Origin of the sequence: Microbacterium jejuense (assembly GCF_019511665.1) — a bacterium.
GTDB lineage: Bacteria > Actinomycetota > Actinomycetes > Actinomycetales > Microbacteriaceae > Microbacterium > Microbacterium jejuense_A.
This window is the reverse complement of sequence record NZ_JAEUAW010000013.1, coordinates 1-18,967: the sequence shown is the minus strand read 5'-3', so window position 1 is coordinate 18,967 and position 18,967 is coordinate 1. Positions and strand designations below refer to the sequence as shown.

Annotated in this window: 15 protein-coding genes and 1 pseudogene; 9 read left to right on the top strand and 7 right to left on the bottom strand. The window is 70.8% G+C overall.

Annotated elements, in window-relative coordinates; translation table 11 throughout:
• Positions 1-130: 130 nt before the first annotated feature.
• Positions 131-1,087, bottom strand: a complete 957-nt coding sequence (locus tag JNB62_RS15120) for an SDR family NAD(P)-dependent oxidoreductase (protein WP_220301731.1) — start codon at positions 1,085-1,087, stop codon at positions 131-133.
• 40 nt (positions 1,088-1,127) lie between these two features.
• Here JNB62_RS15120 and JNB62_RS15115 point away from each other — a divergent pair, with 40 nt between their 5' ends.
• The gene (locus JNB62_RS15115; RefSeq protein ID WP_220301730.1) at positions 1,128-1,937 is read left to right on the top strand and encodes an HAD-IIA family hydrolase; all 810 of its coding nucleotides are present in this window, start codon (positions 1,128-1,130) and stop codon (positions 1,935-1,937) included.
• Positions 1,938-2,268: 331 nt separating this feature from the next.
• Here the strand turns inward: JNB62_RS15115 and JNB62_RS15110 are convergent, their stop codons facing one another.
• Entirely contained in the window at positions 2,269-3,282 is a 1,014-nt protein-coding gene (locus JNB62_RS15110) for an aldo/keto reductase (RefSeq protein ID WP_220301729.1), read from the bottom strand.
• 67 nt (positions 3,283-3,349) lie between these two features.
• On the opposite strand from JNB62_RS15110, the gene pdxR reads away from it, so the two are divergent.
• The 4 genes and pseudogenes from pdxR to JNB62_RS15085 all read left to right on the top strand — a co-directional run bounded on the left by pdxR (position 3,350) and on the right by JNB62_RS15085 (position 8,378).
• Positions 3,350-4,783: a MocR-like pyridoxine biosynthesis transcription factor PdxR gene (pdxR, locus tag JNB62_RS15105; protein ID WP_220301728.1), complete on the top strand. Its 1,434-nt coding sequence runs from the start codon at positions 3,350-3,352 to the stop codon at positions 4,781-4,783.
• Positions 4,784-5,104: 321 nt separating this feature from the next.
• A pseudogene (locus JNB62_RS15095) lies at positions 5,105-6,427 on the top strand (ABC transporter substrate-binding protein).
• Positions 6,428-6,540: 113 nt separating this feature from the next.
• A complete protein-coding gene (locus JNB62_RS15090; RefSeq protein ID WP_308291823.1) occupies positions 6,541-7,443 on the top strand; it encodes a carbohydrate ABC transporter permease in 903 nt (300 codons plus the stop codon).
• The gene (locus JNB62_RS15085; protein WP_223231181.1) at positions 7,437-8,378 is read left to right on the top strand and encodes a carbohydrate ABC transporter permease; all 942 of its coding nucleotides are present in this window, start codon (positions 7,437-7,439) and stop codon (positions 8,376-8,378) included. Before JNB62_RS15090 ends, JNB62_RS15085 begins: the two co-directional genes overlap by 7 nt.
• Positions 8,379-8,380: 2 nt before the next feature.
• Here the strand turns inward: JNB62_RS15085 and JNB62_RS15080 are convergent, their stop codons facing one another.
• A complete protein-coding gene (locus JNB62_RS15080; protein ID WP_308291822.1) occupies positions 8,381-9,202 on the bottom strand; it encodes an AraC family transcriptional regulator in 822 nt (273 codons plus the stop codon).
• A gap of 135 nt (positions 9,203-9,337) precedes the next feature.
• Between JNB62_RS15080 and JNB62_RS15075 the strand changes: the two genes are divergently transcribed.
• Together JNB62_RS15075 and JNB62_RS15070 are read left to right on the top strand one after the other, a co-directional pair.
• Positions 9,338-12,616, top strand: a complete 3,279-nt coding sequence (locus JNB62_RS15075; RefSeq protein ID WP_220301723.1) for a DUF5107 domain-containing protein — start codon at positions 9,338-9,340, stop codon at positions 12,614-12,616.
• Positions 12,613-13,917 (top strand): cellulase-like family protein, encoded by a 1,305-nt coding sequence (locus JNB62_RS15070; RefSeq protein ID WP_220301722.1) that lies wholly within the window; start codon positions 12,613-12,615, stop codon positions 13,915-13,917. Before JNB62_RS15075 ends, JNB62_RS15070 begins: the two co-directional genes overlap by 4 nt.
• A gap of 1 nt (position 13,918) precedes the next feature.
• Here the strand turns inward: JNB62_RS15070 and JNB62_RS15065 are convergent, their stop codons facing one another.
• The 4 genes from JNB62_RS15065 to JNB62_RS15050 form a co-directional block, all read right to left on the bottom strand.
• On the bottom strand, positions 13,919-14,806 hold the full coding sequence (locus tag JNB62_RS15065; RefSeq protein ID WP_220301721.1) for an RNA polymerase sigma-70 factor: 888 nt from the start codon (positions 14,804-14,806) through the stop codon (positions 13,919-13,921).
• Positions 14,807-14,816: 10 nt separating this feature from the next.
• Entirely contained in the window at positions 14,817-15,419 is a 603-nt protein-coding gene (locus tag JNB62_RS15060; RefSeq protein WP_220301720.1) for a carboxymuconolactone decarboxylase family protein, read from the bottom strand.
• An 81-nt stretch (positions 15,420-15,500) separates the two neighbouring features.
• Positions 15,501-16,079: an orotate phosphoribosyltransferase gene (pyrE, locus tag JNB62_RS15055; RefSeq protein ID WP_220301719.1), complete on the bottom strand. Its 579-nt coding sequence runs from the start codon at positions 16,077-16,079 to the stop codon at positions 15,501-15,503.
• A 52-nt stretch (positions 16,080-16,131) separates the two neighbouring features.
• Positions 16,132-16,932 (bottom strand): trypsin-like serine protease, encoded by an 801-nt coding sequence (locus JNB62_RS15050; RefSeq protein WP_220301718.1) that lies wholly within the window; start codon positions 16,930-16,932, stop codon positions 16,132-16,134.
• Positions 16,933-17,032: 100 nt separating this feature from the next.
• Between JNB62_RS15050 and JNB62_RS15045 the strand changes: the two genes are divergently transcribed.
• Complete coding sequence (locus JNB62_RS15045; protein ID WP_220301717.1) at positions 17,033-17,872, top strand: exodeoxyribonuclease III; 840 nt, start codon at positions 17,033-17,035, stop codon at positions 17,870-17,872.
• A 221-nt stretch (positions 17,873-18,093) separates the two neighbouring features.
• A partial coding sequence (locus JNB62_RS15040; protein ID WP_220301716.1) for a sigma-70 family RNA polymerase sigma factor occupies positions 18,094-18,967 on the top strand: 874 nt, incomplete at its 3' end.

Below are 18,967 nucleotides of genomic sequence, written 5' to 3'. Positions count from 1 at the left end.
GCGTCGTCCGTCCGTACGTGCGGATCCGATTCTGCGAGAAGTGGATGCCGCGAACCGGCCGCGCCCGAAGACCGCTGCACCGGCCGACCCGGTCGCACGCAGATCCGCCCCGCGACCGCGCAGCGGGCTGTCAGCGGCCGGCGGCGACGGCGGCGGCCTGCGCGAACGGCCAGGCCACGCCCGTCGCGTTCTCGGCGAACGACCACAGGCGTGCGGCGACGTCGGGATCGCGCGTGATCTTGGCGGCCGTCTGCCGCCGCGGCTCGCCGCGCGAGCCGGTTCGCGGACCCCAGAACTCGCCGCCCTCGACCTCGGGGTCGACGAGTGCCCGCACGAGCGGCCAGGCGCCGTGCTCCTTGGACTGGGCAGCGATGGCCTGCAGGTTGTCGGCGAACCGCTTGGCGCGCGACGGCTCGTTCACCCCGACGATGCCGGGCGTGCGACCGCCCGTGGAGTACCCGGGGTGGGCGACGACGCTCTCGACGGGCACTCCCGCCTCGCGCAGGCGGCGGTCGGCCTCGAAGCCGAGCGACGTCGTCGCGACCTTGGACTGCACGTAGGCGCGCCAGGCAGAGTAGCCCTCTGTGAGCTGCGGATCCACGGGGTCGTACGGCGTGAGCGCGGTCGACATGCTGCCGACCCACACCATGCGGCCGGAGGCCTCGGCGAGCGCGGTCAGCAGCTCGCCGGCGAGCGCGAAGTGCCCGAGCGCGTTGGTGGCGAACACCACCTCGTGCCCGTCGACCGTGGATTCGCGGGTCTTCGGCGCGTGGACGATGCCGGCGTTCAGCAGCACGCCGTCGAGCGGCCCGCGACCGCGCACGGAGGCAGCGGCCGAACGCACCGAGCCGAGGTTGGACGTGTCGAGGATGAGCGGCTCGGTCGCGTCGGGTGCGGCATCCACGACCCTCCGCCGGATGGCGGCGCGAGCGGCCGACAGGCGGTTGGGGTGCCGGGCCGACATGATGACCTTCGCCCCCGCGCGCGCGAGCTGCTCGGACGCGAAATACCCGAGGCCGGCGTTGGATCCGGTCACGAGGTACACGCGGCCGGTCAGGTCGGGAAGGCTGCGGGGGTCCCACGTCACGGCTTCGACCCTACGCCCGCCGGGCACCTAGTCTTTACGCATGCGCACCCGGTCCGACATCGAATGCTGGCTCACCGACATGGACGGCGTGCTGGTGCACGAGAACACACCGATCCCCGGGGCCTCCGAGCTGCTCGAGCAGTGGCGCGATCAGGGCGTGCCGTTCCTCGTGCTGACCAACAACTCGATCTTCACGCCGCGCGATCTGTCGGCGCGGCTGCGCGCCTCGGGGCTCATCGTGCCGGAGGAGTCGATCTGGACCTCGGCCCTGGCCACCGCCGATTTTCTGGCGTCGCAGATGCCCGGCGGGTCGGCGTTCGTGATCGGCGAGGCGGGACTCACGACGGCCCTGCACGAGGCCGGCTTCATCATGACCGAGACCGAGCCCGACTACGTCGTCGTCGGCGAGACCCGCAACTACTCGTTCGAGGCGATCACCAAGGCGATCCGCTTCATCAACGGCGGTGCCCGGTTCATCGCGACCAACCCCGACGCGACCGGTCCGTCGACCGAGGGCGTGCTGCCGGCGACCGGAGCCATCTCGGCGCTCATCACGAAAGCGACCGGCATGGAGCCGTACGTCGTCGGCAAGCCCAACCCCATGATGTTCCGCTCCGCCATGAACCGCCTCGGCGCGCACTCCGAGAACACCGGCATGATCGGCGACCGCATGGACACCGATGTCGTCGCAGGCATCGAGGCGGGTCTGCACACGGTGCTCGTGCTGACGGGCATCAGCGACGCCGCCGAGATCGCGCGCTACCCGTTCCGCCCCGACGAGGTGCTCTCGTCCGTCGCCGAGCTGCTCGACGCCGAGCCCGTGGAGTCCGAGGATCCGCAGCTGCTCTGACCCTCCTTGCCCCCGGCATGGGTGAAGTGGATGCCGGGCGCCCGGCATCCACTCCCCCGCGGTCGGCGGTCGCAGATCTTGGCGACTCGCCAACAACCCCCCACCCCAAGCGTCGTTCCTGGCGACTCGCCAGAAACGACACCAGGCGAACCCGCCCGCAGATCGTGGCGACTCGCCGACAACCCCCGCCCCAAACGCCGTTCCTGGCGACTCGCCAAGAACGACACCAGCCGAGCCCGCCCGCAGAACGTGGCGACTCGCCAACAACCCCGTCGCCGAGGCCGACGCGAGCGGCCGGGTCCGCAGCGCCCGCCTCCCGAGGTCGATCGCGTCAGACTGCGACGATGGCCCGCACGTCGAGGTCGGCCGCATCGAGGCGGGCGCGCACGTCGGCGTCGAGCACGAGGTCGGCGGCGCCGAGCAGCTCCTCCAGCTGGGCCACGGTCGACGGACCGATCACGGGGATCACCGGCACGTCACCGCCCAGCAGCCAGGCCAGCGCCACCTGGTTGGGTGTCGCGCCGAGCTCGGCGGCCACATCGTGCAGCACGCGCACGCGGTCGCGGTTGGACGCGTGGCGCATCGCGGGCCACAGCGGCTTGTCGTCGCGGGTGAAGGCGCCCTGGTGCAGCGGCGAGTACGCGGTGATCGTGAGCGGCGGACGGCCGTCGACGCCCGCGGCGGCGACGTAGTCGAGCAGGTCGACCGACACGTCGTTCGTGCGGCCGAACCCCGGGCTCGGGTACACGTAGCTGTACCCCTGCTGGATCACGCCGTACGGGTCGACGCCCTGCCGCAGCGCCTCCTCGCGCGCCTCGACGAGGCGCCAGACGGCGATGTTCGAGATGCCCGAGATGCCGACGAGGCCCTCGCGCTGCAGCTCGCCGAACGCGGCGACGGTCTCGGCCACCGGCGTCTCGCGGTCGTCGACGTGGCCGTAGAGCACGTCGAGGCGGTCGATGCCGAGGTGGCGCAGGCTCTCGCGCGCCTCCCAGGCGACGATCTCGGCCGACAGACCCTGGAAGTTGGTCGGCTCGACGTTCTGCAGCGGCAGCGCCGGGTCCTTCTTGGCCGCGCCGAGCTTGGTCGCCAGGCGCACATCCCCGAGCCCGCCCCGACGCGCGATCCAGTCGCCGAGCACGTCCTCGCTGTCGCGGCCGTGGCCGCCGGCCCAGGCGCTGTAGTTGTTGGCGGTGTCGACGAACGTGCCGCCCGCCTCGACGAAGCGGTCGAGGATCTGCCGCGACGTCGCCGCATCGGTGAGGGTGCCGAAGTTCATGGCACCGAGGCACAGGGTCGAGACCTCGAAAGAGGTGCTGCCGTTCGAGATGGTGCGGTACTGCATGGTGTTCCCTTTCTGCGTCGTGGTCCCATGCTCCGACGGGAACGGTCTGGGAGTACGATCCGATTCCATGGCAGAACTCCAGACCAATTCCGTCGCCTGGGAAACGCTGCTGGACCTCACGCCGTACGAGGGGCCTCGCCATCTGCGGCTAGAGGCGGCGGTGCGGGATGCCGTCGCCTCCGGTCGCCTGCCCGCCGGGGTCGCCCTGCCCCCGAGCCGGCTGCTCGCGGCGTCGCTCGGCGTCTCGCGATGGGTGGTCACCGAGGTGTACGGCCGGCTCACCGCCGAGGGGATCCTCGATGCCCGCACCGGGTCGGCCACGCGGGTGGCGGCGTCGGTCGGCATCACCGCTCCGCGCCCGGCCGCGGACCCCGTCGCTCCGCTGCGCCGCCCGCGCTTCGACCTCGCCCCCGGCGTGCCCGACCTGCGGCACGCGCCCCGGGCGCTGTGGCGGCGAGCGGTGTCGGACGTGCTGGCCGAGACTCCGGACGCCGATCTGTTCCGGCTCGACCCCGACGTCCCCGAGGCCCGCGTCGCCGTCGCCGCATATCTCGCGCGGTCCCGCTTCGCGCGCGCCGATGCCGCGGCGGTCGTCGTGACCCACGGCGCGACCGACGGCATGCGACGCGTCGCACGGGCGCTCCGCGGCCTCGGCCACACCGCGTTCCTCGTCGAGGATCCGTCATGGTCGCGCATGCGCGAGGTGGCCGCCGCCGAGGGGCTCGCCTCGGTGCCCGTCCCGGTGGACGAGCACGGGGTGGACGTCGCGGCGCTGGTGGCGGCATCCACCCGCACCGGCGCCCGCGCCGCGCTGGTGACGCCCGCGCACCAGTTCCCCGTCGGCGCCGCGCTGTCGCCCGAGCGGCGGGAGCGCCTGCTCGCCTGGGCCCGCGCGTGCGACGGCGTCGTGGTCGAGGACGACTACGACGCCGAGTTCCGCTACGACCGACGGCCCGTCGGCGCCTTGCAGGCCATGGCGCCCGACCGCGTCGTGCTGGCCGGCAGCCTCAGCAAGACGGCATCCCCCGCCCTCGGCGTCGGCTGGCTGGTGCTGCCGCCGTGGCTGCAGGCGGCGGTGCGGGATGCCGGCGGCCCCGCGCCCTCGACGCTCGATCAGCTGACGCTCGCGCGGTTCCTCACGAGCGGCGGTCTCGACCGGCACCTCCGGGCCGCCCGCACGCGGTACCGCCGCCGACGGGAGGCGCTGCTCGATGCGCTCGGCAGGGCGCTTCCCGGATGCCGCGTGTCGGGCATCGCGGCGGGCCTGCACGTCGTGCTCGACCTGCCACCGGGCGTGCGGGCGGCAGACGTCGTGCGCGCCGCCGAGCGCCATGACCTCGGCCTCACCGACATCCGCCGCTACCGCCTGTCACCGGACGCGCCGGCGCCCGAGCGGCTCGTCCTGGGGTACGGCAACCTCGCCGACCCGCTCGTCGATGAGGCCGTGCGTCTGCTGGCGCAGGTCGTGCGCGAGCAGACCGAATCGGTTCACTTGCGCTGAACGTACAGGCCGGGCCCCGGATCCGCGTACGTTCAGCGCAAGTGAAACGGTGCGGTGGGCCGGTAGGGTCGCGGCATGATCTCGCAGACCGAGCAGACGATCCTGCTGTCGATCTCGGCCGTCATCGTGCTCACGTCACTGATCGTCGTGGCGTGGCAGCTGTGGAACCGGCGCGGCAAGGGCGACTGAGAGCGAACGCGCGTCCGTCGTTTCGTCCAGGTGGTCGCGCGCTTCTCCCATGTTCCCGCGGTGGGCGGCGACGTAATCTCGGTGCGCACCATCCAGACGAGGCTGTCCCGTCTGCATCGCAAGGGAGCATGTATGTCCATTTCTGCAGGTCGCCGCACCCGAGCGGCGACCCTTCTCGCCGGTGGCGTCGCCGCCGCGCTCGTCCTCGCCGGCTGCGCCGGCACCGCCGGCGAGCCCGCTGCCGACGGACCGGTCGAGATCACCTTCCAGTCGTGGGTCCCGAACATCGATCGCGCCGTCGACGCTTTCAACGACGCGCACGACGACATCCACGTCACGCTCGAGACGATCACCGCCGGTCCCGACGGCGGATACGCGACGATGCTGTCGGCCGTGAAGGCAGGCGACCCCGCCGACGTCGTTCAGCTCGGCTACGACGCGATCCCCGACTTCCTCATCAACGACGCGCTCGAAGACATCACGCCGTATGTGAAGGACTCCGAGGATCTCTTCGTGCCGTGGCAGTGACAGACCGGCGTCTTCGGCGACAAGGTCTACTCGATCCCTCAGGCGTCGGGACCGTTGGGTCAGTTCTATCGCGCGGACGTGTTCGCCGAGCTCGGCATCGAATACCCCCAGACATGGGACGAGTTCTACGAGGCCGCGAAGGTCGTGCGGGCTTCCGACCCGAACCGCTACATCGCCGCGTTCGCGTTCAACCAGGCGCCGTGGATGATCGGTCTGGCGCAGCAGGGTGGGGCCAACTGGTTCACTCCCGAAGGGGACTCATGGAACGTCTCGATCGACGGCGCCGAGACCGTCAAGGTCGCGGAGTTCTGGCAGAAGCTCATCGATGAGGACCTCGTCAAGATCGAGGCGGACTTCTCCAGCGAGTGGAACGCCGACCTCCAGAACGGCAACATCCTGACGTGGATCTCCGGCTCGTGGGCCGACGCGATCCTGCGCGGCACCGCCCCCGACACGGCCGGCTCCTGGGGCGTCGGCCCGGTGCCGCAGTGGGCGGCGGGTGAGAACGTCTCGGCGACGTGGGCCGGCGGCTCGGCGAACGCCGTGCTGAAGGGCTCGAAGAACCCCGAGGCCGCCGCGGAATTCGCGGTGTGGCTCAACTCGAACACCGACAGCGTGAGCCTTCTCACCGAGATCGGCGCGGGATGGCCGTCGATTGTCGACACCGACGCCATCGCGTCACTGCAGGACGCGCCCGAGGTCTTCGCCTTCTACGGCGGGCAGGACATCTGGGATGTCTTCGCCGAGTCCGACAAGGCCGTCGACACGTCGTGGTCATGGCCGCCCTTGTCGTCGACGCTCTTCGCGAGCCTCACCGACAACGTGAAGGCCGCCGTCGATGCGGGCACGCCGCTGCCCGAGGCGTACGCCAAGACCCAGACCGACATGATCGCGGCGCTCGAAGAGCGCGGCATCTCGGTCGACTGACACCTGACGGGGTGGGCCGCTGCGCGGCCCACCCCGTCGCCATCTCTGAGAGAGCGCCCGTGAGTCTCGCTGTCCGCACCCCTCTGTCCGCCTCGTCGCCGGAAACCGACCCCGTGGCCGGGCGTCGACGACGGCGCCTGCCCGGAGCCGTGTGGGTCCTCGTCCTGCCATTCGTGGTGATGTTCGCCGCGTTCTTCGTCGCACCGATCGTCTACGCCGTGGTGCAGAGCATGTTCACCACGAAGAGCTCCGGTCTCGGCTACGGCGCGCCTGAGACGGTATTCGTCTTCTTCGACAACTACGCGCGCGCCCTCTCGGACCCGGCCTTCGTCGAGAGCCTGGGTCGCCTGGTGCTGTTCTCGGCGATCCTCGTCCCTCTCATGGTGGTCACGGCGCTGGGCCTCGCACTGCTGCTGGACTCCGGGCGCGCGAAGCTGCCGCGTCTCTTCCGTGTGGTGTACTTCGCGCCGTACGGCGTTCCCGGGGTCGTGGCGACGCTGCTGTGGGGCTTCCTCTACGTTCCCGCGACGAGCCCGGTGCTGCAGCTCCTCGGCTTCGCCGGCGTGAGCTTCGACCCGCTCGCCAGCGGCACCGTGCTGTTCTCGATCGCGAACATCGCGCTGTGGGGGTTCGCGGGCTACAACATGGTGATCCTGATGGCGGCGTTGAACGCCATCCCGTCGGAACTGTACGAAGCGGCGCGGGTCGACGGCGCATCCGGCTGGGCCACGGTATGGCACATCAAGCTGCCGCTGGTGCGTCCCTCGATCATTCTCGTCACGGTCTTCACGATCATCGGCACGCTCCAGCTCTTCGTAGAACCACTGGTCCTGCGGCCGCTCACGACGGCGATCAGTTCGACGTACACGCCGAACCTCGCCGCGTACAACCAGGCGTTCGCACAGAGCAATCCGAACTTCGCCGCGGCGATGGCCGTCATCGTCGCGATCCTCGGCTTCGCCTTCTCGTTCGGATTCCTCCGCCTTGTCAACCGGAAGGGGAACCGCGCATGGTGACCTCGGTCCACTCCGCCCCACGAACCCGTCCGGCCGACTCCGCTCCGGTCGGGACACCGCCGGCGCCGTCCCGGCGCCATCGCGGCGGTCTGCGCGGCGGCGCCGTCAGCGCCGTCGCCGTCAACGCCGTGCTCATCGTCGCGGGCATCTACTTCGTCCTGCCCCTGGTGTGGGTCATCGTCGCCGCGACCAAATCGCCCGCCGACCTCTTCGGCACGTTCGGCCTGTGGTTCTCGGACTCTCCGCAGGCATGGCAGAACCTCGTCGCGCTGTTCACGCAGGACGGCGGCGCCTTCTCGCGATGGGTCCTCAACAGCATCGTCTACTCGGGCGTCGGCGCGTTCGTCGCGATGGTGATCTCGGCGGCGTGCGGCTACGCGATCGCGAAGTTCCCCTTCCGCGGCCGAGAGCTGCTGTTCTCGGTCATCCTCGGGGGCGTGCTGGTTCCCGCCACCGTGATCGCCCTTCCGCTGTACTTCCTGCTCAACACCTTCGGTCTCACCGGCACCTACTGGGCCGTGCTCCTCCCCAGCATGGTGAGCCCGTTCGGTGTGTACCTGGCTCGCATCCACGCCAACGCGAGCGTGCCCGACGAGGTCATAGAGGCGGCACGCCTGGACGGAGCGGGAGATCTCCGCATCTTCGCCTCGATGGCGACTCGCATGATGATGCCGGCGATGGTCACGATCTTCCTCTTCCAGTTCGTGACGATCTGGAACAACTATCTGCTGCCACTGGTCATGCTCAACGACACGTCGACGTTCCCCGTCACCCTCGGCCTGACCCTCTGGAACGGCCAAACGCAGCGCGACCCGATGTTCTACTCGCTCGTCGTCGCCGGGTCGGCGGTGTCTGCTCTGCTGCTGGTCACGCTCATGACGGCCCTGCAGCGTTTCTGGCGCGCGGATCTCACCGCCGGTGCCACCAAGGGCTGATCTCAGCCCTTGCGGTGTGAGCGGTATGCACGCGGGCTCATGCCATGGGTGCGCCGGAACTGGCGTGAGAAGTAGAAGGGATCGTCGAGTCCGACGAGCCGGCCGATCTCGGCGACCGGCAGATCCGTGGTGTCCAACAGAGATCGGGCGCGCGCCATCTTGAGCGCGTTGTGGTAGGCGAGCACTCCGCCGCCGGTCGCGTCGCGGAAGAGCGCCGCGAGGTGCGACGGCGAGACACCGACCATCGCGGCGAGCTCGGCGACCTGTACGCGACCGTCGACGCGCTCCTCTAGGTACCGCATCGCTCGCTCGACCGGCGCTCCCTCCCCGGGCAGCACGCGATCTACCGAGAGCTGCGTGAAGAGCCGCCACGCGATGCCGGCGGTGGCGGTCAGCCGTGCCGGGGTCGTGTCGCGGGCCAGTGCGACCGAGATCTCGTCGAGCAGCGATGTCACGCGGTCGACCTCACGCAGAGAAAGGGCGAGCCGGTCCGGGCGCACGCCCACGGCGTCGACGAGCTCGGGGACGTCGGTGCCGCGCACATGGCACCACCAGATCGTCCAGGGGTCGGACGTGCTCGCTCCGTAGGAGTGCGCCACGCCGCCCGGGATCACGATCGCCGTCGAACTGCCGACTCGCGTCCGCACGCCGCCGGCCTCGACCCAGCCGGCACCGGATACGCACACGATCACGATGGTCTCCGTTGCGCCGGCCGGCCGATGCCGCGCGTGGTGCTCGGCGCGCGGGAAATACCCCGCGTCCGTCACCACCATTCGCCGCGTGACCGGCCTCACGAGCGCGGCCTCCACAAGCGGCCGCGGCACGACGCTCAGTCTCTCCCGCTCGAATCCGTCGGCTCTCTCCACTCCGGCATCCTGTCACACGGGATCATTGAATCATCCATGTTCTAGACACGTTCGACCATTCTCACGCAACGTGCCCGGCCATAGTTTTGCCAGGTGAGCGCAAACGACGTCCCCCCGAGCCGCATCCAGCTCCCCGCCGCACCCGCCGATCAGGCGGCGATCCTCGCTGCCGGCGGCGTCGCCTGCTGGAGCGCGCCGCTGTGGATCGACACCTACGCGGCGGGCCAGCCCGATCCATTCCCACTCTTCCTCGACCGCCGCGTGTACCAGGGTTCGAGCGGCAAGGTGTATCCGCTGCCCATGATCGACAGCGTCGCCCACGACAAGTCGCCGCGGCAGTGGCAGGCGATCCACCTCGAGAACGCGTACGTGCGCCTCACACTTCTTCCCGAGCTCGGCGGGCGGATCCACATCGGCTATGACAAGGTCGCCGGTTACGATTTCTTCTACCGCAACAACGTGATCAAGCCCGCTCTGGTGGGGCTCGCCGGTCCGTGGATCTCCGGCGGCGTGGAGTTCAACTGGCCGCAGCATCATCGCCCTGCGACCTTCCTGCCCGTGGATGCCCGGATCCAGCGCGAGGACGACGGCGCCGTCGTGGTGTGGCACAGCGACTTCGACCCGCTGCAGCGCATGCGCGGCCTGCACGGCGTACGCCTCCGGCCGGGCTCGTCGCTGATCGAGGTGGAGGCGGCGCTCCACAACCGCACTGACATCCCACAGACGTTCCTGTGGTGGGCGAATGTCGCGGCCCGCTCTCACGCGCATTACCAGTCGTTCTTCCCCGATGACGTGAAGTACGTGGCCGACCACGCGCGACGCGCCATCACCGCCTTCCCGCGCGCCGATCGCCCGTACTACGGCGTCGACTACCCGGCGCTCGCGGCGGAGCGCGACGGCGCAGATCGCATCGATGTCTACAGCAACATCCCGGTGCCGACGTCGTACATGATCACGGACACGGAGGAGTCCTTCTTCGGCGGCTACGACCACACCGCAGACGCAGGATTCGTCCACTGGGCCGACCGGGCCGCCTCGCCGGGCAAGAAGATGTGGACATGGGGGGACGGCCCGATCGGCCGGGCGTGGGACGACCAGCTGACCGACGGTGACGGCCCGTACGTGGAGCTCATGGCAGGTGTGTACACCGACAACCAGCCCGACTTCAGCTGGCTGCTGCCGGGTGAGACCAAGCGCTTCCGCCAGTACTGGTATCCGCTCCACCGCACCGGCGCGGTGCGGCAGGCGACGACGGATGCCGCGATCGGCGTACGGGCCGAGGGCGCTGGCATCCGAATCACCGCCATCGCGACCCAGCGCTTCGAGGACGCAATCGTAGAAGTGCGAGACGGCGGCGAGCTGGTCCACGAGTGGACGGTCGACCTCGCCCCCGACGCCCCCTTCGCCGTCACCGCCGCGGTCGCCGCGGACGCTCCTCGTCTCGAGGTGCGCGTCGCACACGGCGGAAGGCCACTGGTGGAGTGGCGCGCTCGCGCGGGCGAGGCGCAGGAACCCTGGATCGCGACCGCCCCCGCGCAGCCCGGTGAGATCGCATCGAACGACGAGCTCTACACGACAGCAGTGCACCTGCTGCAGTACCGCCACCCCAGTCGCTCGGCCGTGCCGTACCTCGAGGAGGCACGGCAGCGTGACCCTGGCGACTCCCGCGCCGCCACCGCGCTCGGTGCATGGCATCTGGCCCGCGGGGAGTACGCGCGAGCTCGCGCCGCGCTCGAGTCGGCGTGGACACGGCTGACGCGCCGCAACCTCAATCCCCGCGACGGTGAGACTGCGTACCTGCTGGGTCTCGTCGCGGAGCGCGAAGGAGACACGCGGAGCGCTGACCGGTGGTACGCCAAGGCCGGCTGGAACGCCGCGTTCACGCCGGCGGCGGCGCTGGGCAGAGCCCGCCTGGCCCTGCGCGAGGGCCGGGCGCAGGCTGCGATCGAACTCGCGCGCACGTCCGGCGACATCCCCGAAGCGCGTCGTATCGAGGTGCTCGCGCTGGCGCGCCGCGGCGACGCTGCCGCTTCCCGGGCCCTCCTCGACCGGCTGCACGGGGCCGATCCGCTCGATCCCGCCACCCGTGCGCTGTGCGGCGATCCCGCCGACCGCGATGCGCGGACCCTTCTCGATGTCGGCGCGGAACTGGCTCGCGCCGGCGCACTCGACGAGGCGCTCGCGATCACCGCACGCGCCATCGAGACGACGCCGGCCGCAGGTCTCGCCGGCCCGCTCCGGCATTACCTGCGCGCGCACTGGCTCGAACAGGCAGGCCGGACGGACGAGGCGGCGGCCGAGCGCGAGACGGCACGGCAGGTTCCCGCGGACCTCGCCTTTCCTGCGGGACTCGACCAGTACGACGCCCTCATGTCGGCGGTCGTCGCGGACCGGACCGACGCCGTGGCGGCAGGGTTGCTGGGCATGTGGCTGCTTGACGCACGCCGGGAGTCCGATGCGCTCACGCACCTGCGGGCGGCGTCGGCCGCCGGGTCGTCCGACCCTGTCGTGTGGCGCAACCTCGCGATCGCGCTGGTGGCGGCCGCAGACGACGAGGCGGGCGCCGACGCAGCGCTCGCGCACGCACTCGCACTTCGCCCGGAGCCCCGTCTCGTGTTCGAGCGGGACGTGCTCGCGGTGCGCCGCGGCATGGACGCCGCGACCCGCCTCGCTCTTCTCGAAGAGCACCGATCGCTGCTCGACGAACGCGACGACCTGGCCGTCCGGCACGTGTCGCTGCTGCTGGATGCGGGCCGTGTCGACGAAGCGTGGGAGATCCTGACGACCCGACGGTTCCGACCGTTCGAGGGTGGCGAAGGCCTCGTCATCGCGGCCTTCGATCGCGCGTCATGTCTTCTCGCAGAACGGCTCATGCGAGCCGCGCCCGATGATGCCGCCGCACTGCTGCAGTCGGGCTTCGTCCCACCGGCCTCGCTGGGCGAGGGGCGTCACCCCGCCGAACGCCCGGTCCAGCGCTGGGTACTCCTCGGTCGTGCTCGCGCGGCGGGAGGCGATGCGGCGGGGGCGCGCGAGGCCTGGCGGGCGGCCGTCGAGCCCACCCCGCTCGCGGTGTCACCGCGAGAGGCCGACGAATCCACGTATTGGACCGGCGTCGCCCATCTGCACCTCGGCGACGCCGCCGGCGCGGCGGCCTCGTGGGCTGCACTGGAGTCCCGCGCCTCGGCGCTGCGGGCCGCGCCCGACGAGGTGGACTACTTCGCCACCTCCGTGCCTGAGCTGACGTTGTTCGACGCCGCGACGGCGACGGCGCGAGCGGCGACAGCGGACGCGCTCGAGAGCCTCGCCGCACGCGGTCGCGCTCTGGACCCCGCTGTCCTGGCAGCGACCCGGTGGGAAAGGATCGACGCATGACCGAGCGCTACCTGGGATCCGGGACGATCGAACGCGACGAATCGTCGCTCACCGGACCGGTGCCGGCGCACCTGCCGCGGCGGCTCACGATCATCCTGTGGGACTTCTCGTGGTACACCCAGGCGGGCCCCGGCGAACCGTACGAGGATCTGGACGCGGCGGTCGCCGACGCCGCCGCGCTCGGCTACAACGCGATCCGCATCTGCGCCGCGCCGCTGCTGCTGTTCGGCGGCCTCGGACTCGACGACCTCGCGCGCGACCTCGAGATCGAAGGCCTCGGCACTGCGCCGGGCGGGGGCTTCTACGGTCAGCGCACGCGGTGGTACGACACGCCGGGCGGCTTCCGCGTCGACCTGCACGCGCGGCTCCTCGCGCTCTTCGATGCCGCGGCGCGCCACGGCATCGTGATCATCCTCGCCAGCTGGGAGTACCAGCAGTCCCCCGCGTTCGCCGCCTCACCGTGGTGGTTCGAAGCGATCGACGCCGTGCCCCTCGACGCCCGCTATCGACTGCTCGCAGACGCGTGGGACCGCATGATCACGTGGCTGACGGCCGAGGGGCATCGCTCGCGCATCGCGCTGGTCGAGCTGCACAACGAGGTCGACTTCTCGATCCTGCCCGCCCCCGAGGACGGCGGCGCCGATGAGATCGTGCGACTGCGGTCGCGGCATCCCGATCTACTCATCACCGCCAGTTACGGCAAGCCACCGCACCTCGCGATGCACCGGGTCCCGGACGGGCTGGGCGCCGCTCAGTTCCACGTCTACAGCTACGGCGTGCTCGACGCCCTTCAGCGGCGCATCGACATCCGCGCGGAGGCGAGCGAGGGTTTTCCGAACGCGACACTGCGTGCGCTCCTGCGTGCGGATGCACCATCGGTCGCGTCCTACGGGCGCGCAGCGGAGTGGAAGCTGCGGGCGACCGTCATCACGGACCAGATGGTCTACGGCTACGACTGGGTCGACCCGCAGGCGTGGGACGCGTGGCTCTTCGAGAATTATCCGCCGTACGAGCAGGTGATGCTCCGCGAGATCGCATCGCGCACCATTGCGATCGCGGCCTGGGCGCGCTGGCACGGCGTCCCGGCCATCATCGGCGAAGGCTGGGTCGGCTACACCCCGCTGCACGGCACATTCGAAGAGAGCAGCATCGGGCGGGCCCTGGCCGAGCACGGCGTACGCACCGCGCTCGACCACGGCATGTGGGGCGTGGTGCTGTGCTCGAACGCGGCACCACACCACCCGATGTGGCAGCTGCGCGAATGGCAGCGGTCGCTCAACGCCGAGATCCTCGCCCGTTGAGTCAGCGGGCGACCACCGCCTCCGCGTCGACCCGGCCGAGCTTGTCGGGGTTGGCGATCGAGTAGATCTGCGTGACGCGGCCGTCCTCGACGGTGAGCGTGACGACGCCGGCCAGGGCGCCGTCGAGCTCCATGCGGATGCCGGGCATGCCGTTGATCCACGCCGGCGTCGCGACGAGGGTGCCGGTGAGCTTGGCCATGCTGCCGACGAGGTAGCGCGCGAGCTTGTCGGATCCGATGATCGGCCGGCGCGCCGCGCCGCGGACCTTGCCGCCGCCGTCGGCGACCGACACGACATCGGGTGCCATGACGTCCATGAGCGCCTGGATGTCGCCCGTGTTCAGGGCCGCGACGAAGCGCTCGACGACCTCCTCATGCTCGGAGGGCATCACGGTCACCCGCGGGCGGCGCGCGGCGACGTGGTCCTTGGCCCGGTGCGCGATCTGCCGCACCGCCGCGGGCGTCTTGCCGACGGCATCCGCGATCTCGTCGTAGGGCACGTCGAACACCTCGCGCAGCACGAACACCGCCCTCTCGGCGGGCCCCAGCGTCTCGAGCACCGTGAGCATCGCGATCGACAGGCTCTCGGCAAGCTCGACGTCCTCGGCCACATCGGGGCTCGTCAGCAGCGGCTCGGGCAGCCACTCGCCGACGTAGTCCTCGCGGCGACGCGACAGCGTGCGCAGCTGGTTGAGCGCCTGCCGCGTCACGATCCGCACGAGGTACGCGCGCGGCTCGTGGATCGTGCTCCGGTCGACGGCCGCCCAGCGCAGCCACGACTCCTGCAGCACATCCTCCGCGTCGGCGGCCGAGCCGAGCATCTCGTACGCGACGGTGAACAGCAGATTCCGGTGCTCGACGAACGGGTCGTCGGCCTGGGGCGTGCTCATGCGCGCGAGCCTACGCGGCCGACCCGACGGCCGAGGCGGCGGCAGGCCGTGTCGCCAGCGGCGCCAGACCGCAGGCATCCGCGAACTCCTCGGAGTGGATGCCGAGCGCCACGTTCATGCGCGCGCTCATGTTCATGAACGCGACGCGTGCGGCCAGCTCGATGAGCCCCGCCGGTCCGAGGTCGGCGAGCAGCGCGTCCGAGAGCTCGTCGGTCACGGTCGGGGACGTCTCGCACATGGCCTCGGCGTACTCCATGACGCGGCGCTCGAGCGGGGTGAACACCGTCGACTCGCGCCAGCGCGGCACCTCGCGCACCTTCGTCTCGTCGAGGCCGTGGTTGTGCGCCATGAAGTAGTTGTAGTCGAGGCAGAAGCTGCAGCCGATCGTGGCCGCCGCGGCCATGACGGCGTACGACGCGAGGTTCGCGTCGAGCTCATGCCAGCCCTCGGTCTTGCGTCCGATGCTCATCGAGTCCTGCATGACGCCCTGGTGGTGCCACAAGACGCCGAGGGAGTCGGGGACCTTTCCGGCCATCCTGCGTGCGGCCGTCTTGATGACGGCGCCCTTCAGGCCGGTGATCTCGGCGGCGGGGATGCGGGCGGTCGTGCTCATGTCTTCCTCCGATGTGTCGTGGAACGAGTCCTTCGCACATGAGGACACCGGCCGCCGCCGGCGTGTGACACCTCGCTGGGATTACTGCGGTGCGAGCCCCAGGTCGTCCAGGTCGATGGCTGCGAGCCACTGCAGCCCCTCGGCCTCGACGGCGGCCTGCGCGCCGGTCTTGCGGTCGACGATGACGGCCACGGCCACGGGCTCTGCCCCCTCGCGACGCAGCGCCTCGACGGCCTTGAGCGCCGACTGCCCGGTGGTCGAGGTGTCCTCCACCACGACGACGCGCTTGCCGGCGACGTCGGCGCCCTCGATCTGGCGGCCGCGGCCGTGGTCCTTGGGCTCCTTGCGCACGACGAACGCGTCGAGCGGGGCGCCGGTGCGCGCCGACTCGTGCATGATCGCGTTGGCGATCGGGTCGGCGCCGAGCGTGAGGCCGCCGACGGCGACGACGCCGTCCACGTCGCGGATGAGGTCCAGCATGATGCGACCGATGGCCGGCGCGGCGCGGTGGTCGAGCGTCAGCCGGCGCATGTCGACGTAGTACGTCGCCTTCTTGCCGCTGGAGAGCGTGAAGTCGCCGTGGAACACCGCCTCGTCGGTGATGAGGCCGATGAGGCGCTGGCGGTCGGCTTCGAGCTCGGACGTGGAGGCGGCGGTCATGCCGTCGATTCTACGGATGCCGCACCCCCGCGCCCGAGCCCGGTCAGCCGGGTCAGTCGCCGAGGAACCCGCCGATGAACGCGAGGTCGTCGGCGCGGTCGAGGCGGTACACGCCGCCGGTGCCCGCACACGTCTCGTTCTTGCCGAACGACGTGACGCCCGCGATGACGTCCGAGCTGCCGATGAAGTTCGGGCCGCCCGAGTCGCCCGAGCACGTGCCGCCGGTGTGCGCGTTGTTCGACAGGATCAGCGACCCGTCGCCGGTGTAGCCCGTGTTGATCGAGATGAGCTGCGGCGTCGACACCATGCGCAGGCGGTCGGCCTGCGTCTTCCACGACGCGGCGTCGGGGAAGCTCTTCTGCAGGCCGTAGCCCACGGCGGTGAACGTACGGTCCTGCTGGCCCTTCTTGTTCGCCAGCGCGTCGAGCTGGTTCAGCGCCGGCAGCGACGCGTAGTGGTCGAGGATCACCGGCTCGTCGAGCACGACGACGCCGAGGTCGTACAGGTAGAACGCCGCGTCGTCGTACTGCGGGTGCGTGTACGGCGTGCCCGACACCTCGCCGGTGTTCGGGTAGCCGTGGGCCGCGGCATCCCTCACATCGTCGTCGAACCACAGCTCGACGTGGGTCGCCCCGAACGTGCAGTGCCCGGCCGTGACGTACACGGTCGGCGACACGAGCGTGCCGCTGCAGCGCCACGCGGGGCCTTCGTCGTCGAAGGCGACCATGAGGCCGACCTCCGGGTGGCCGTCGCCGTCGGGGACGCCGTCCGTGATGGCCTGTGCCGGCGAGGCGACCGAGAGGAACAGCAGAGCCGCTGCGGCAGCGGCGAACGCGAGCGCGGGTTTGCGCATGTCTTACCCCTTCCCTGGGTAAGCGCGAGCCTGTCAGTCCCCCGCGGTGTCTGACAAGAGGCAGCGATCGACGTCGGCAGCCCCGAATAGGCTGGATCCCATGCGCCTGGCCACCTGGAACGTCAACTCGATCCGCGCGCGGGTCGACCGCATCGTCGACTTCGCGGTGCGCGAGCACATCGACGTGCTCGCGATGCAGGAGATCAAGTGCAAGACCGAGCAGTTCCCGTTCGACCGGTTCGAAGAGGCCGGATTCCACGTCGAGGCCTACGGCTTCTCGCAGTGGAACGGCGTCGCGATCGCGAGCCGTGAGCCGATCACCGACGTGCGCACGGCCTTCCCCGGCATGCCCGGGTTCGAGAAGGGCCACAACGGCCCCGGCGCCCCGCAGGAGGCCCGCGCGATGGGCGCGACCATCGGCGGCGTCGAGGTGTGGAGCCTGTACGTGCCGAACGGCCGGTCGCTGGGCGACCCGCACTACTTCTACAAGCTCGACTGGCTGTCGGCCCTCGAGCAGTACACGCGCGAGTCCCTCACGGCCAACCCCGACCTGCCTCTCGCCCTGGTCGGCGACTTCAACATCGCGCCGACGGATGCCGACAACGGCGACCCGACCGTCGTGCAGGGCTTCGCGACGCACGTGTCGCCACCCGAGCGCGAGGCGTTCGCCGCCCTGGAGGCCGCCGGGCTGCAGGACGTGGTGCGCCCGCTGATCCCCACCGGCTACACGTACTGGGACTACAAGCAGCTGCGCTTCCCCCGGAACGAGGGCATGCGCATCGACTTCATCCTCGGCTCGCATGCGATCGCCGACGCGGTGACCGGCGCGACCATCCACCGCGACGAGCGCAAGGGTGAGGCGCCGAGCGACCACGTGCCCGTGGTCGTCGACCTCGACTTCGAGGGCGAGGACGACGACGATCGTCCGATGATCTTCTGACGAGTGGATGCCGCGATCGGCGGCATCCCGATGCTCGACGGATCTCGCTCGAACTTTTTTCTCGCCGCGCGTCATGATCGTGCTCGCCCGGCGTCTTGCAGTGTGTCCCCCCGTTGCGCGTGGGGCCGCTCACCAGCGGTTTCTCAGCGCGCGTCGTTAGCCTGGCGGCGATCTGCCGTCGCCGGCCGAGCCCCTGTAAGCGCCATCCGGCGAGGAGAGAAGTGACCACCCCCACCCGTGCCGTCGCCGACGGACCGTCGCGCGAGCGCTCCGACGAGGAGCTCGTCGCCGCCGCACGCGCGGGCGACGACGCCGCGTACGCGGTGCTGTGGGAGCGTCACGTCGCCAGCGGCCGGAACGCAGCGCGGGCCGTGAGCCCGAACGTCGACCCCGACGACATCGTCTCGGAGGCGTTCACCTCGATCCTCTCGGCGATCCGCAAGGGCGGCGGCCCGCAGGACGGCTTCCGGCCGTACCTGTTCGCGACGATCCGCAACGTCGCCGCCTCGTGGGGGCGCCGCACGCAGGAGACACCGCTCGACGACCTCGACGAGCGGGCGGCCGATTCGGCCGCCGAGTTCGCCGAGCTCGTCGCCGACCGCTCGGTGCTGGCGCAGGCGTTCCGCGAACTGCCCGCACGCTGGCGGGAGCTGCTCTGGTACGTCGAGGTCGAGGGCATGAAGCCGCGCGAGATCGCGCCGCTGCTCGGCATGAGCGCCAACGCCGTGTCGGCGCTCGCGTACCGCGCACGCGAGGGCTTCAAGCAGGCCTGGCTGCAGGCGCACATCAGCGACCCGGCCCGCCCCGCCGAATGCCGCTGGGTGTGCGAGCTGCTCATCGCCAGCGAGAAGAAACCCGTCAAGCGCGGCGACCGCCGCCGCCTCGACGCGCACCTCCAGGAATGTCAGGCGTGCCGCATCGTCGCGGCCGACCTCGAGCACGTGTCGCAGAAGCTCCGCGTGGTGCTGCTGCCTCTTGTCCTAGGCGGGGCTGGGGCCCTTGCCTACACCTCCGATGCCGCCCCGGCCGCGGCATCGGTGGTCGCCGGATCGCCCAGCGGGGGTGGCGGGGCATCCGGCTCCGGGGGACAGGCGC